At 66.4% G+C, this 13,575-nt stretch carries 15 protein-coding genes; 7 read left to right on the forward strand and 8 right to left on the reverse strand.

Features of this window, described 5'->3' with window-relative positions:
* Positions 1-45: 45 nt before the first annotated feature.
* Complete coding sequence (locus tag ACOJB8_RS23230) at positions 46-1,224, reverse strand: extracellular catalytic domain type 1 short-chain-length polyhydroxyalkanoate depolymerase (RefSeq protein ID WP_342946993.1); 1,179 nt, start codon at positions 1,222-1,224, stop codon at positions 46-48.
* Positions 1,225-1,510: 286 nt separating this feature from the next.
* On the opposite strand from ACOJB8_RS23230, the gene ACOJB8_RS23235 reads away from it, so the two are divergent.
* Entirely contained in the window at positions 1,511-2,212 is a 702-nt protein-coding gene (locus tag ACOJB8_RS23235; RefSeq protein ID WP_069261349.1) for a phosphatase PAP2 family protein, read from the forward strand.
* A gap of 35 nt (positions 2,213-2,247) precedes the next feature.
* On the opposite strand, the gene ACOJB8_RS23240 is transcribed toward ACOJB8_RS23235, so the two are convergent.
* Together ACOJB8_RS23240 and ACOJB8_RS23245 are read right to left on the reverse strand one after the other, a co-directional pair.
* A complete protein-coding gene (locus ACOJB8_RS23240) occupies positions 2,248-3,171 on the reverse strand; it encodes a TOBE domain-containing protein (RefSeq protein ID WP_428995952.1) in 924 nt (307 codons plus the stop codon).
* Between the two features lie 94 nt (positions 3,172-3,265).
* A complete protein-coding gene (locus tag ACOJB8_RS23245; protein WP_342946991.1) occupies positions 3,266-4,924 on the reverse strand; it encodes a CHAD domain-containing protein in 1,659 nt (552 codons plus the stop codon).
* Positions 4,925-5,158: 234 nt separating this feature from the next.
* Here ACOJB8_RS23245 and ACOJB8_RS23250 point away from each other — a divergent pair, with 234 nt between their 5' ends.
* Both ACOJB8_RS23250 and ppk2 read left to right on the forward strand, forming a co-directional pair.
* Positions 5,159-5,377 carry a YdcH family protein gene (locus tag ACOJB8_RS23250; protein ID WP_368728133.1) on the forward strand — a complete coding sequence of 73 codons (219 nt, stop codon included), beginning with the start codon at positions 5,159-5,161 and terminating at the stop codon, positions 5,375-5,377.
* Between the two features lie 202 nt (positions 5,378-5,579).
* On the forward strand, positions 5,580-6,671 hold the full coding sequence (gene ppk2, locus ACOJB8_RS23255) for a polyphosphate kinase 2 (protein ID WP_428995944.1): 1,092 nt from the start codon (positions 5,580-5,582) through the stop codon (positions 6,669-6,671).
* 14 nt (positions 6,672-6,685) lie between these two features.
* On the opposite strand, the gene ACOJB8_RS23260 is transcribed toward ppk2, so the two are convergent.
* A complete protein-coding gene (locus ACOJB8_RS23260) occupies positions 6,686-8,176 on the reverse strand; it encodes a PqiB family protein (RefSeq protein WP_475014525.1) in 1,491 nt (496 codons plus the stop codon).
* Positions 8,177-8,422: 246 nt separating this feature from the next.
* Positions 8,423-9,061 (reverse strand): DUF3313 domain-containing protein, encoded by a 639-nt coding sequence (locus tag ACOJB8_RS23265; protein WP_475014596.1) that lies wholly within the window; start codon positions 9,059-9,061, stop codon positions 8,423-8,425.
* Between the two features lie 166 nt (positions 9,062-9,227).
* Here ACOJB8_RS23265 and ACOJB8_RS23270 point away from each other — a divergent pair, with 166 nt between their 5' ends.
* Positions 9,228-9,779, forward strand: coding sequence for a TetR/AcrR family transcriptional regulator (locus ACOJB8_RS23270; protein WP_069261353.1), 552 nt, complete (start codon positions 9,228-9,230; stop codon positions 9,777-9,779).
* 66 nt (positions 9,780-9,845) lie between these two features.
* On the opposite strand, the gene ACOJB8_RS23275 is transcribed toward ACOJB8_RS23270, so the two are convergent.
* Positions 9,846-10,229: a tautomerase family protein gene (locus ACOJB8_RS23275; RefSeq protein WP_368605186.1), complete on the reverse strand. Its 384-nt coding sequence runs from the start codon at positions 10,227-10,229 to the stop codon at positions 9,846-9,848.
* Between the two features lie 100 nt (positions 10,230-10,329).
* Between ACOJB8_RS23275 and ACOJB8_RS23280 the strand changes: the two genes are divergently transcribed.
* On the forward strand, positions 10,330-11,181 hold the full coding sequence (locus tag ACOJB8_RS23280; RefSeq protein WP_475014529.1) for a LysR family transcriptional regulator: 852 nt from the start codon (positions 10,330-10,332) through the stop codon (positions 11,179-11,181).
* Between the two features lie 7 nt (positions 11,182-11,188).
* Here the strand turns inward: ACOJB8_RS23280 and ACOJB8_RS23285 are convergent, their stop codons facing one another.
* Positions 11,189-11,368 (reverse strand): hypothetical protein, encoded by a 180-nt coding sequence (locus tag ACOJB8_RS23285; RefSeq protein WP_475014531.1) that lies wholly within the window; start codon positions 11,366-11,368, stop codon positions 11,189-11,191.
* Positions 11,369-11,539: 171 nt separating this feature from the next.
* On the opposite strand from ACOJB8_RS23285, the gene ACOJB8_RS23290 reads away from it, so the two are divergent.
* Complete coding sequence (locus tag ACOJB8_RS23290) at positions 11,540-11,968, forward strand: antitoxin Xre/MbcA/ParS toxin-binding domain-containing protein (RefSeq protein WP_069261356.1); 429 nt, start codon at positions 11,540-11,542, stop codon at positions 11,966-11,968.
* On the forward strand, positions 11,965-12,666 hold the full coding sequence (locus tag ACOJB8_RS23295) for an RES family NAD+ phosphorylase (protein ID WP_069261357.1): 702 nt from the start codon (positions 11,965-11,967) through the stop codon (positions 12,664-12,666). Before ACOJB8_RS23290 ends, ACOJB8_RS23295 begins: the two co-directional genes overlap by 4 nt.
* A 37-nt stretch (positions 12,667-12,703) precedes the next feature.
* On the opposite strand, the gene ACOJB8_RS23300 is transcribed toward ACOJB8_RS23295, so the two are convergent.
* The gene (locus ACOJB8_RS23300) at positions 12,704-13,444 is read right to left on the reverse strand and encodes a metallophosphoesterase (RefSeq protein ID WP_475014534.1); all 741 of its coding nucleotides are present in this window, start codon (positions 13,442-13,444) and stop codon (positions 12,704-12,706) included.
* Positions 13,445-13,575 lie beyond the last annotated feature (131 nt).

Here is a 13,575-nt window from a genome sequence, read left to right on the forward strand (position 1 = left end):
GTAAACCCTGTTAAGGGTAAACACCTAAGTTGCCCGTAGTCGCTTTTAACCAACGTCCTGTGTCAATTCGGCGTCGTAGGCCTCGTCGGAGGCCTCGCGGCGATGAGCCTCGAAAAAATCCCAGATCAACGTGCTCGCGTCCGGTCCCGTCGAGGAGTGGAACGGTACGGTGTCGTCGCCGCCGCTCCAGGCGTGGTCGAGGCCCGCCACGCGGCACAGTCGCACGACACTCGCGCCGTCTAGCTCGTAATCCTGCTCGCGATAACCGTCCTTGAAGGTCTCGCGCGACACGACGCCCTGACGCACGCCGCGCGTATCCGCAAGACCGTTCAAACGCAACAGTTGCAGCGCGAGCTGTTCCGCGTTGACGGGCGCGACGACGGCGTCCGCCTCGCCCTGCACGACGATCGCGGGCATGCCCGGATGGATGCGCTCGCCCAATTGGGTATCGACGAGCGCCACTGGATCGTGGTGCACGCCGCGCCGCATCACATCGAGCGCCGTCACGCCCGAGCGCGCCTCACCGAAAGCGGGGCCGGAATGCAGCGCGATGGCGGCGAAACGGCTGGGTGAGCGCACCGCGAGCAGCATCGCGAGCCCTGCTCCCGCTGACAAACCGGCCAGATAGACGCGCGAGCGGTCGAAGCCATGCTCCTCGACGAGCGCATCGACCAGCGAAACGACGGATGCCGCCTCGCCGCCGCCCGCCGCGTCGCGCGAGTCGTACCAATGCCAGCATTGATGCGGATGCGCGCGTTCCGACTGCTCGGGATACACCACCGCGAAGCCATGACGGTCGGCGAGCAGATTCATGCGGGTGCCTTCGGCGAAGGAATCCATCGACTGCTTGCAGCCGTGCAGCATCACGACGAGCGGCATGCCCCGCGTCTTGCGCGCCGTCGGCAGGTACAGCCCGTAAGGCAGGGAACGTCCGGCATGCAGGTCGTTCGCCGGTACAAGGTGCTCCGCGCGGCGCCATTCGCCCGCGGCCCAGGCGGCCGCACGCGGACCCACGCGCGACTCGCGCACCGGCGCGCTGCGCGCCTGCCCCGGCGTGACGCGCCTGGCCGCCTGCTCGGCTGCGGCCTGAGCGGCGCGCCAGATTGCCTGCGGCTTGGGTGCATCGATCCCCGCGCCTTTCAGGGCGTCGCGGGTCGCCCGGGTCTGGATGGCGAGCAGACGTCGCATGCCACCTGCCCATAGCTTCGTCAGATTTTTCGTCATCTATGGCCTCGTAAAAGGGTCCGACACATCGTGGCGTTTTGCCGCGATCCGTCGTTGTGCAACGCACAATAACACCATTTGGATGACGCTGCAGATCGAACAGGCTGGGTTCTGTCCGCGCGTTCGTTCGTCGAGGCACGCCTTCGTCTATGCGAGGCAGCTATACTGGATGCGTGTCTCACGCGCGTGTCGGCCAGCCAGGCGGCTCGCGCGTTAAGTCGCTATGAAGTAGCGGTTAAGCACCTGCAACCCCAGGATCCTCTTCAGACAGCCGGCAGCGCGGACCATGCCAGATTTGCCCCTTCACCTTTGGTACTCGATTACCAACCTCGGCGGCGCCGGCCTCACCCTGCCGCTGGCGTTGGCTATCGCGCTGTGGCTGATAGTCGGCTACTCGTGGCGCATGGCGGCGAGCTGGGTGTTTGTGCTCGGTCTGGCAATCGGCCTGGTGACGCTCACCAAGATCGCGTTTCTCGGCTGGGGCGTGGGGGTAAGAGAACTGGATTTCACGGGGATCAGCGGCCATGCCATGTTGTCCACGGCCGTCTATCCCGTCGCGTTTTTCCTGATGCTGCAAGGCGCGCCGTCCTTCGTGCGCGCCACGGGCGTGACCATAGGCCTCGCGGTGGGACTCGCAGTCGCGCTCTCGCGCGTCGTGCTCGACGCTCACTCGCCTTCCGAGGCTGTCACGGGCTGCGTGGTCGGGGCGCTCACCGCGCTCGTGTTCGCGCGCTACTGGTGGCAGGCGCAAGCCCGGCGAATTTCAGCGGCGGCCGTCGCGCTGAGCCTCGCGGCGCTGACTGTCGCCTTACACAACGTGCATGTGCCCACGCATCGCTGGGTCACGCACATCGCGCTCACGGTTTCGGGTCACGACCGGCCCTACGTGCGTGCCAAATGGAAGGCCAACCGCGCCAACCGCGCGCCGGTCGCGCCCGTCTCGCAAACCCGCAACGGGCTCACGCCGCCCGCCCAGCGCCACGCCTGAACCCGCCTGATTGGCGGCGCCCCGTTCGACGCCGCTCAACCGGCCACGCCTAGCAGCACGCTCGAAGCCTTGAACACGGCCGTCGCCGCTTGCCCTGCGACGAATCCCAGCGCGTCCACGCTCGCTTCGGTCACGATCGCGGCGATCACGGTGCCGCCCGGCAGGGCGAGCGTCACTTCGGCGTTCACGGCGCCACGTTGCACAACCTCGATCGTCCCGCTGAGCCGGTTGCGCGCCGAAAGCCGCTCCGCGTCTGCCGCGCTCGCGACCAGTATGACCGACGTCGCCTTCACGAGCGCCACCACGGGCGCGCCTGCGGCAAGGCCGAGCGCTTCGGCGCTCTCGTGGGTGATCGTGGCGACGATGCCCTCGCCGCCGGGCAGCGCGATCGACACCTCGTCGTTCACCGCACCACGCACGATCCCCGAGACGGTGCCAAAGAGCTGATTGCGCGCGCTCGTGCGCATGGCGAAGCGGCCGAGCACGGCGAGGTCGCGCGCGAACCCGCCAGCGTGCGCATCGCCGCCTTCGCCCGAAACGGCCCCAAGCGCGTGCGCCGCACGCTCGATAAAGCGCTGGTGCTCCCTCTCGATAGCGCGAAACGTCTCGACGAGCCGCAGCGCCCGCGGCGTGAGCGTCGTCCCGCCGCCGCCCTTGCCGCCCGTCGCGCGCACCACGAGCGCCTCGCCCGCGAGATTGTTCATGACGTCGACGGCATCCCAGGCGCCCTTGTAGCTCATGCCGACCGCTTTCGCGGCGCCTGTGATCGAACCGGTTGCATGGATGGCTTCCAGCAGCGCAATGCGCGCCGCGCCGCCAAGCATCTGCTGGCCGGACTGAAACCAGACCGAGCCGCCCAGACCCAGTTCCGGCGCCTCGGCGGGTGTCGATGTATCAGTGGAGCCGGCGTCGGCTTGGCCGGCTCCGGCGGATGGGGAGTTCAGTTCAGTGGGATTCATCATGCGCAACACAAGCCAAAACGAGACGAACGAACGATGGTTCGGCGCGGCTCGCCAAACCGCCAATCCGCGCCAGCGATTATAGAGACGCACGTCAGGCGCCGCGCGCCACCTTCGGCGCACCCAGTTCGCGTAACAGGCGTTCGCCCTCCTTCGCGGTATAGCGCTTGACGGCCTCGCACCAGCCGCGTGCGAACCCAAGCTGATACGGCTCGGCGTCCATGCGCTCGAGATAGCGCAGGGCCACCGCGGCGTCGTTGCCGTCGCCGAGCACGCTCTGCAGCCGTGCTAGCGCGCGCGCCACCTCCATGCGCGTGCGGCGCGACGTGAGCGTGGCGAAGAATTCGATCGTGTAGCGCAAATACTTCGCGTTGATGCGCGCGCGATGACGGCTCGCCTCGTCGATGGCCGTGAGCTTTTGCGTGCTCGCGAGTTGCTCGTAGTAGCGCCGCACGCGCTTCTTCGCGTGGCGATGCAGCGAAAACCCGGCGCTGCCGGCGTCGTGCGCGCGTCGCGCGCGCAAGTCGAGCCACTGGAGCCACGCCAGCGCCGCGAGCGCATAGCGCTGCGAGGCCAGCGCCTCGCGCAGCCGCGCGCGCGCGGCGAGCCGCTGCGCGTTTGCCGCGTCGCGAATCGCGTCCCAGCGCCCCGGCTCGACGTCGGCGGCAGCGAGCGCAGGCAGCGTCGATTCGACGAAGACATCGCGGTCGCGCGCATCGCCGAGCAGGCCGCCGAGCCATTTGAGCTCCGGCTCGATGCGCGTCTCCCACGCCTCGTCGCACCAGCGCGAGAAAATGCGCATGGCGGTGCGCAGCCGCCGCTGCGAGACGCGCATCTGATGGATGAACTCGCCGTTCGTGCTGTCGCGCACGCCCGCGTCATTGCCGAACCACTGCACGCTGATGTTGCGCCCGATCGCCACGAGCGCGGCCTCGGCGGTGGCCGCGCCGGCCAGATCCACGGCTTCGGCCTTGATGGCTTCGGCGTCGCCGGTCACGCTGCCAGCGCTGGCGCGCTCAAGCGCGTCGGTCAGCCGCACGAATGCGGGGAGCGCCCCGATCAGGTCGCCGGCACAGGCAAACAGCGCATCGACGATAGGCCGCTCGTCCTCGCCTTCGGGCCAGGGCGCGCTCACGCGCAACTCGTGCAAGGCGGACAAGTCGGGCGGGGGCGCCGCATCCGCGCCGTGAGTGTCCCGAGCCACCATTTCTTGCTGCGCTGCCGACGGCTCGTGCAAGTCTTCGTCGAGCGTAAGCAATACGTCGATGCCATCGCGCGGCCACTGCCAGCGGCTGCGCATCGCCACGAGGGTGGCCGATGGAGCGAGATCGTCCGCGCCGCCCAGCGCCTCGCGAAACGGCTCGGGCGCGGCGTCGAAGAGCGCATGCGCGATGCCGTTCGCATCGAGCGCCGCCTCGAAGATCGGTGCGACCACGGTAACCCCAGGCGTATGAACGCGTCGGCTCGACACGACAACGCGCTGCGTGTCGCCGCGCGATTCGACCGCCACGCGCCAGCCGAGCCCCCGAAGGACCCCGCCGCGATCGAAGGCGACCGTCGTCACGCGCTCGCGCGCGTCGGGCAGCGCCACGAGCATCGGCAATGCCGCGCCCAGGCTGGCGGCCCGCTCCGAAGGTTTCGGGCTGGCGTGCGCCCTGGACGCCGCTCCCGTGGCGGCGACGGCTTTTGCGTTTTTTCTATCCGGCGCTGCCGGGATCACGACATCCAGCACGATTTCCAGAACGCGATCCATGAACGCTCCAGGGTTCTGTCGGGCGACGGCTTGGAACAGTGCAAGCGGATGGAGAACCAGGAACTGCGACGACGCGATCGATGGTACACGCGAGCGCGCCCCGATGCCCCAGGTAACGTCCCTGACGCTTCGGGCAATCGGAGTCTGATGATGGTCAAGACTGCCACGACCAGACGGTGGAAAAATAACGACCTGCCAATTTCTCCCATTTTGCCTGTCTGTAAGGAGTGTTGAGTGTTCCCTGAGTACAGAGATTTGATTTCGCGCCTCAAGATCCAGGACGACCATTTCGCCCGGATTTTTCATCGTCACAACGAACTCGACCAGCAGATCAAGAACATGGAAGCGGGTGTCGTGGCTTCGCACAGCATGGAAGTCGAGCAGCTAAAAAAGGAAAAGCTTCAACTGAAGGACTCGCTCTACCTCATCCTCAAAAAGGCGGCAAACGCCTGAGCCGGCCGGCGTCCAGCACTGGCCGTTAGCTGGACAAGCGGGCCGGCGCTGGCCAGCGGCGCGCAGGCTTTTGCCTCGGCGCCGCCCTGCCAATCAAGCCCCGACGACTTCCCTGCGTGCCATTGCCGCGCGCGCCTTCGATGCATCCGCGTTGAATGCGAGTCACTCCGCATGCACTCCCATCCCCGCATCCGCCGACACCATGCCCAAATCCATTCCCTACCCCGCTTCCGACGCCGCCAGCCCCGCCGCACGACTGCCGCTCGTCACGCCCCACAGCGCCGAATTGCGCACCGTCGACAGTGCCGTCGAATCCGCGAGCGAGACGATCGCAGGCGCTGTCCATGATCTCGTCGCGCGCACTCGCGCCGGGCACAATCCGCCCGCCATGCTGCTCGAGTCGATCGCAGCATTGATGCAAGGCATGTCGCCCGACGAAGCCGCCCAGTTGCGCAGTCTGATCCTCGAAGGCAACCCTGCCGACTGGCGCAACTCGCGCTCGCGCCACCCCGACGAGGAACTCGCCTCCGGCTGGCGCGAAGGCGGCTATCCGTATCGCAACCTGATGTCGCGCCGCGCCTACGAGCGCCAGAAGTACCGGCTGCAGGTCGAACTGCTCAAGCTTCAGGCGTGGGTGCGCGAAACCGGTCAGCGCGTCGTGATCCTGTTCGAGGGCCGCGACGCGGCCGGCAAGGGCGGGACGATCAAGCGCTTCATGGAGCATATGAACCCGCGCGGCGCGCGCGTCGTCGCGCTTGAAAAGCCCACCGAAGTCGAGCGCGGCCAATGGTATTTCCAGCGCTATGTGCAGCATCTGCCTTCGGCCGGAGAGATCGTGCTGTTCGATCGGTCCTGGTACAACCGCGCGGGCGTCGAGCATGTCATGGGCTTCTGCTCGCCGGAGGAATATGCCGATTTCATGCAGCAGGTGCCGGAGTTCGAACGGCAGTTGATCCGGAGCGGCATCCATCTGATCAAGTTCTGGTTTTCCGTGAGCCGTGCCGAGCAGCGGCGACGCTTCAAGGAACGCAAGGTGCATCCGCTCAAGCAATGGAAGCTGAGTCCCGTCGATCTCGCTTCGCTCGACAAGTGGGAGGCGTACACCCTGGCGAAAGAGGCCATGTTCTCGCAGACGGACACCGCCGATGCGCCGTGGACGGTCGTTCGCTCCGATTGCAAGAAGCGCGCGCGGCTCAATGCCATGCGATTCGTGCTGCACAAGCTGCCTTATGCGAGCCGGGACGCAGAGGCGATCGGGGTGGTCGATCCGTTGCTGGTGAGTCGGGCGCCGTAGGCGGCCTTGCCGATTCACGGGTCTGCGCGCTTCCCCCAGATCAAAGCCTCGGGGTGGCGTTCGAGATAATCGGATAAGGCGTTCAGGCTGGCCAGCGTACGCCGCAACGCGGCCAACGCCTGATGAGCGTCGCTCTGCAACGGCGAATCCTGGTCGAGCATCGCTTGCGCGGAACGAAACGCCCGTTGCGCCGATTCGAGCGTCGAACGCGCACGCGGTACGAGCTCCGTATCGAGCCGCGCAAAGAGGACATTCGACTGCTGCAACGAGGCGTCCAGGTTGCGCCCGATCGCCTGAAGCGGCATGCGGTCGAGCCGGCGCACGATATTCGACACCTGGTCCTGAAGCTCCTCGAGTGAATTGGGCACCGTCGGCAATTCGACCGGCGAGCGCTCCGTGTCGACGCGCGCCGCGGGTGCGTGCGGGAAGATGTCCAGTGCGACGTACTTCTGCCCCGTCAATAGACTTCCCGTGCGTAGCTGGCCGCGCAGTCCCTGAGCGACGAGCTGGTGCAGCAGGCTCTTGCCTGCCGTTCCCGCACCGTCGCCGAGCGCGTCGCGGTAGTTGCGGCCGAGCCGCGAGGGATACAGGCTCAGCGTGACCAGCATGTCGAAACGTCCGCTTTCGGGTTGGAGGTCGATAGCGACCGCCGTGACCGTGCCCAACCCGACGCCGCGGAATTCGACTGGCGCGCCAACGGACAGCCCTCGCACCGACTGCGCGAAGCGCATGCGCACCACGGCAGGCGGACCTTCGTTCGCGCGCATCGCGTCAGTGCGGCTTTCCGCGAGCCGGAAATCCTCGACGCTCGTCGCGGACACTGGGCGCACGCTCCCACGCGGCGTATCGAATGCGAGGCCGCCCGCGAGCAGCGCCGCGGCCGGCGGCGTTTCCAGCCGCATGCCGCTGGAATCGAGCTTGAGCTCGACGCCGCTCGATTGCCACCAGCGCGTATCGGACGTGACCAGACGATCGAACGGTCTCCTGACGAAAACGCCGATACGGACGTTGTCGCCACTGGGCACCAGCGAATAGCCGAGCACCTCCCCGACCTGCACACCGCGAAAATAAACGGGCGAGCCGGCATTCAGCGAGCCGAGCGTTGGGGCGCGAATCACGAAACGCGTGCCCTCTGCGTCGCTGGTGATGGCCGGCGGCGTGTCGAAGCCCGTGAATGTGTAGCACGCCCTGGGCGAATGAATGTCGATATCGACGTCGATCCAGGTTCCCGATACGGCGGTCAGGAGCCCGGAGATGTTCTTCACGTCGATGCGCGGACGCACAACCCAGAATTTCGTGCCGCACATGGCGATGTGTGGTCCGGCCGCATCGAGCCTCAGTTCGGCATCGACGCGCTGACCATCCGCGGACAAGCGCAGATGCTCGAGCCGGCCAACGACCACGCCGCGATATCGCACCGGCGTTTTGCCGGCGACGAGCCCGGCGCCCGACACGAAGCTCACGGTTACACGGGTGCTGCGTTGCGACAGCGCTTGAGCGAGCATCAGGCCGCCAGCCAGGTTTGCCAAAACCCACGCGGCCCAGACTGCGGCATGCCACCACCGCCGGTCACTCACAACTTCCCCACGACGACATGCCACACGCGCCTCGCAAATCGGGATGCGAAGGCGAGCGCATGGCCAACCGCGCATGCAAAGAAGCTGAAGAGACTCACGGTGCGTTGAAGATCTGGCGAGAAAGTCGATGGGGTTCGGACCGGCGGCGCCCTTTGCGCTCAGGCGGCTTCGCCGTTAGCGCAACTGCTCGACGAGCGCATCGGCGCCCTTGTCGATGCCGGTTTCGGCCGCGCTCAGGGAGCCGAAGGCAGCGGGCAGATTCATCGCGTTCGGGTATTGCTTTGTCACGTAGGCGCGAAGCAGACGCCCCGACGCACTGTCGTACACCTCCACGGCATACGACACCGAGCCGCTAAACGCTCCTTTGCCGCCCCGGATCGCCTGAACGCCGTTGTAGAGATTGCCCGCGATGTCGAAATGCATCGCCTGGCCGATCAGGGCAGTCGTTTTCTCCGCGCCGGTCAACGTGAGTTTCACGCGCAGCGTCGCGGGCGACGGCTGGGTCGCCAGGTCGAAACGCTTCGATAGCGTGTCGGCAAACGTCTTGTGCATGTAGGCGGCGAGCACGTCCTTGTCCGAGTCCGACAGGTCGCCGAACTGATTGTCGGCGTCTTGATACACCGCGACCGGATCGACGATGACCTGCGAGTAGCGCGACCAGAGCACCGGCGCCGCATAGCGGAATGGCGTCTGCGCGGCGTCGTGATCCCGGTTCTCCTTGAGCTGGGAGGACGAGGCGAGGCTGTTATAGGCCACGGGCTGCACGCCCGCACACGCCGACAACATCAGGAGTACTACGCAAGCCGACGACATGTGAAGAAAACGGTTGTTGAGCACGAAGGCATCCTTTTAAAAGTTGCCGGATACCGCCTGGCATCCGGCCGAGTCCACGACGAGACGAAGCGTAGCATCGGTCTCGGAGGATGTAAACCGTCTATCCGGTTTGTTTGTGGAACGATGCAGGGGTACAATCGCGCCCATGGATAACCAGACACGTTCCGAGATTTCCCGCAGAAAGGCGATTGACGCGGCGCTTGCGATCCTGACCCGCGACGGGGTCGGCGGACTGACATTCGATGCGCTCGCGCGCGAAAGCGGCATCAGCAAAGGCGGATTGCTACACCAGTTCCGTAACAAACTGGGCGTGCTGCGCGCGCTGCTGGATCGTCAGCGGGAACAATTCGAGCAGATCGCGCAAGATCACCTGGCGGCGGGCGGCCAGGCCCGGGCAGAACCGGTCCTTTCGGCGCAGATCGCGATTTTCAGGGAGTCGATCAACCAGCCGGACTCCGTCGCGCGCGCCGTGCTCGCGGCCCTGGTCGAAAGCCCGGCGCTGCTCGAAGACCTGAAGGCCCAGGACGCGGCCAAGATGGAACAGCTGCAGGTCGAGGCCCGCGACCTCGAACTCTCGTTGCTACGCTACTTCGCCGCGAGCGGCATCGCGTTTAGCACGCTGCTCGGCCTGTCGGCCGTGCCCGACGCGCTGCGGGAACGGCTGTTCGACCGCCTGCTCGACGAGAAGAAGTGGTGACGTGGCTGCCGCGCGGGAGCAATCGCGCGGCAGGCTGACGGCCGCGTCAGGCGGCACGCTCCGCGCTCAGGTTGCGTACTGCGCCACCCCATTCCCGAACGACCAGTTCTCCCGCGCGACATCCACGAGATTCACGAACACGTCCTCGCGCCTCACCCCCGGATCGCGCGCGAGGTTTTCGGCAATCTGCGCGAACAGCGCCTTCTTCTGCTCCTGCCCGCGCGTGTTGTTCACGGCGATCTGAATCATGACCAGATCGTCGCTGCGCTCGATCCCGAGGTAATGCCGGCCGAACACGAAGTTATCGGCATCGTGCTCGGTGATGATCATGAAGATGTCGTCTTCGGGCGCCTTGAACACCTCCATCAGCGCTTGATGAATGCCCTGCGTGAGCGCCTTGCGATACGTGGCGGGCTTGCCTGCGCGAACCGCGATACGAGTGAACGGCATGTCGATCTCCTGCTTCGGTGGGTTTGACATGACATCAGCTTAGGTGCGATCTATCATAATAAACAGGCATAGATAGAGATTTCATCCATTTTCATCTGAAATGAAACCACTGGATCTCGACGCCGTGCGCGCCTTCGTGCTCGTCGCCGAGCTGCGCAGCTTCACGCGTGCCGCCGACGCCCTCGACACCACGCAATCGGCCGTGAGCCTGAAGCTCAAGCGTCTCGAGGCGCATCTGGGCAAGCAGTTGCTCGAACGCACGCCGCGCGTCGTGCGGCTTTCGGCGGATGGCCTCACGTTCCTCGCCGCCGCGCGCGACCTGCTGGGCGCGCATGAGCGCGCGCTCGGGGCGCTTGCGGGCGACGAGCGGCGGCTCGCGCTCGGCCTGAGCGAGCATGTTGCGGACGCCAACCTCGCCCGCCAGCTCGCCCAGCTTCGCGTCCATGATCCGGGGCTCGTGATCGAGCTGCATCTTGGGCTCTCGGCGCATCTGCTCGCGCAGTTCGACGAGCGGCGGCTCGATGCCGTCATCGTCCGTCAGGAGGAAGAGGAGGCGCCGCGCGGCGACGCCCGCCGGCTCTTCGCGGAGCCGCTCGTCTGGCTCGCCGCACCGCAATGGCAGTGGCAGCCCGGCACGGCGCTGCCGCTCGCGCTGCTCGCCGCGCCATGCGCGGTGCGGGCCGCAGCGATTCGCGCGCTAGACGCCGCAGGCGTGGCCTGGACCGAAGTGTTCGTGGGCGGCGGTGTCGCCGCGGTGGGCGCGGCGCTGGCCGCTGGTCTCGCGGTTTCGCCGCTGGCGCGCCGGGTCGCGCCGCGCGAACTGATCGACGTCGGCGCGCGGCTCGGTTTGCCCGCGCTGCCGGTTTCGCAGGTCCTGCTTCACTCGCGGGTGCGCGAGCTGCGAACCGCGGGGACGCTGCAATTGTTCGCGTCGGGGCTCGGCACAGGCTAGATAGCGTTCAGCTCAGGATGGGCGGCAGCGCGTGCGGCATGGGAATCGCACGCTGGATCTGCGGCGGCGGCGCATCCACCACGAGCTTGTGGCGTGGCGCGGGCCGCACGGCGGCAGGATTCGGCGCGGGACGCTTTTGCGTGACGGTCTTGGACGCGGGCGCCGCGCCGGAAGCGGGATGATGCACACGGGCTGCCGCGTGGGCCTCGCCCGGCGCGAGCCATCAATACGCCTGCCCGCACCTCGTCTCTCCCCAAAGCCGTCCCAATGTCCGGCGAGGATTATACCGAGTCAAAACTTGCAATAATCCATATATGGACTAATATCTACTAAAAGTTCAATTCAGGACTCGACCACCATGTCACCCGCCACTGCTTCCGTCACACCGTCGCGACGCCCCCGCGCCGAACCCTCGCTCACCGAAATGTCGGCGGCGGGGCTCAGGGCGTTCTTCAACATTGCGCGCGACTGGGACCTGAGCGCCGAAGAGCAGATTATTCTGCTCGGCTCGCCGGGCCGATCCACGTTCTTCAAGTGGAAGCAGTCCCCGCACACCGCCCGGCTGGGCCGCGACACACTCGAACGCCTTTCGCTGCTGCTCGGCATCTACAAGGCGTTGCAGATTCTCCTGCCCCAACCCACCTCCGCCGACACCTGGATCAAGCGCCCCAACAGCGCACCGCCCTTTGGCGGACGGCGCGCGCTCGACCGCATGCTGGCCGGCAACGTCAGCGACCTCGTGGCGGTGCGCCAGTATCTCGACGCAATGCGAGGCGGCTGGGCGTGACGCAAACGAACTGGCAAGACCGCTGGCGCAGCGCGCATCTCACCTGGTCACCCGCGTTCAGGGTGATCCCCACCCGGTTTCCAGCCGTGAACCTGTTCGACCGCGTGGCTTCCGCGGACGACTTCGAGGCGCTCTACGCGCTCGAAGCGCTCACCAACGACCGGCTGCGCACCGAAACCGGCGACCTCGACCTCGTGCCGCGCGAGGAGCGCCGCTTCGGCCCCGGCTACGGGCCGATCATGGCGGCTTTCACGCATCTGAATCCGCAGGGCAGCCGTTTTTCCGACGGCACCTACGGCGTGTTCTACTGCGCGCGCTCGCGCGCCACCGCCGTGGCGGAAACGCGCTATCACTCGGGGCTTTTTCTCGCGGCCACGAACGAGCCGCCCATCCGCCAGCAAATGCGGCTCTATACGGTGATCGCACACGGCGAGGTGATCGATCTGCGCGATGACCCCGCGCTCGACCCGGGCGTGCTCTCGCCCGACGACTACACGGCCGGCCAGGCGCTAGGCCGCGCCGCCCGCGAGGCGCGTGCGCCGGGCATTGCGTATCCCTCGGTTCGCGACGAGGACGGCCAATGTCTCGCCGCCTTCAGCACGACGCTGCTGCGCGCGTGCCATCACGCGGCGTATCTGGAATACAACTGGAATGGGCACACCATCGACATGGTGTTCGAGTTGAACCGCATCGTATGAGCCGAGCGGCCAACGGGAGACCGGCAGGCGCGAGGCCTCAGGGAAGCACGATCGCGGCCGCGCCGTGCGCGAGCGCCTCGACCTGCGAGACCGACAAGATGCGCGATGTGAGCGCCTCGACCATGGTGAGGCGTCCTTCGGTGATGAACGCTCCGGTGTCGATGAACACCTGCGAGCCGATCTGCCGCACTTCACGCACCGGCGTATGCCCGCAGAACGTGAGCGAGAGCGCATGGCGCGCCGGATCGCCCGTGCCGAGCACGAGATCGCGGCCCCAAAGCATGCGTTCGCGCACGTCGGAATCGAACTGGCCGCTGTCGAGCGCGGCGTCGTCGCCGAAAAATTCAGCGTGAATGATATTGAATCGCTTTTCGCCCTCACCCACCACGCGCGCGAGCGGCAATTGGCGCAGCCGTTGCGCGTAGTGCACGAGTTCGGCGTCGGGCACGCTGTGCGCCCAGCCGCCGCCGATGCCATACCAGCGGTTGCGCGGCATCTTCCCTTCGGCTACGGCGCACAGTGCGTCTTCGTGATTGCCGAGCACGGCGTAGAACCACGGTTTGTCGAGCAGCGCGAGCGCCTGTTCGCACTGCTCGCGCTCGCCGCGGTCAACGAGATCGCCCACAGAAAACAGCCGGTCGCGCGCGGTGTCGAACTCGACTTCGCGCAAAAGATAGCGCAACGCCTCCACGCAACCATGCAAATCGCCTACTACGAAGTCGCGACCTGCAAGATTGGCGGCATGGTGCTGCACGAGAGCGTCGGGTGTATGCGTCATCACTTCATCATAGCGCTGTGTGAGTGGGCCATATGAGCGCCAAATATCGTACCGAATACGATTGCGACAGGCGCGTCACAAAGCAGACAACACGCAAGCGGCGTGCCTGCGTTCACAGCATACGCGTTTGC

It is taken from the genome of Paraburkholderia sp. BR10141, assembly GCF_056155635.1.

Coding starts and splice junctions, on each gene's coding strand:
- ACOJB8_RS23230 (WP_342946993.1), bottom strand. CDS start 1,224: ATGACGAAAAATCTGACGAAGCTATGGGCAGGTGGCATGCGACGTCTG.
- ACOJB8_RS23235 (WP_069261349.1), top strand. CDS start 1,511: ATGCCAGATTTGCCCCTTCACCTTTGGTACTCGATTACCAACCTCGGC.
- ACOJB8_RS23240 (WP_428995952.1), bottom strand. CDS start 3,171: ATGAATCCCACTGAACTGAACTCCCCATCCGCCGGAGCCGGCCAAGCC.
- ACOJB8_RS23245 (WP_342946991.1), bottom strand. CDS start 4,924: ATGGATCGCGTTCTGGAAATCGTGCTGGATGTCGTGATCCCGGCAGCG.
- ppk2 (WP_428995944.1), top strand. CDS start 5,580: ATGCCCAAATCCATTCCCTACCCCGCTTCCGACGCCGCCAGCCCCGCC.
- ACOJB8_RS23260 (WP_475014525.1), bottom strand. CDS start 8,176: ATGCTCGCTCAAGCGCTGTCGCAACGCAGCACCCGTGTAACCGTGAGC.
- ACOJB8_RS23265 (WP_475014596.1), bottom strand. CDS start 9,061: ATGTCGTCGGCTTGCGTAGTACTCCTGATGTTGTCGGCGTGTGCGGGC.
- ACOJB8_RS23270 (WP_069261353.1), top strand. CDS start 9,228: ATGGATAACCAGACACGTTCCGAGATTTCCCGCAGAAAGGCGATTGAC.
- ACOJB8_RS23275 (WP_368605186.1), bottom strand. CDS start 10,229: ATGCCGTTCACTCGTATCGCGGTTCGCGCAGGCAAGCCCGCCACGTAT.
- ACOJB8_RS23280 (WP_475014529.1), top strand. CDS start 10,330: ATGAAACCACTGGATCTCGACGCCGTGCGCGCCTTCGTGCTCGTCGCC.
- ACOJB8_RS23290 (WP_069261356.1), top strand. CDS start 11,540: ATGTCACCCGCCACTGCTTCCGTCACACCGTCGCGACGCCCCCGCGCC.
- ACOJB8_RS23300 (WP_475014534.1), bottom strand. CDS start 13,444: ATGACGCATACACCCGACGCTCTCGTGCAGCACCATGCCGCCAATCTT.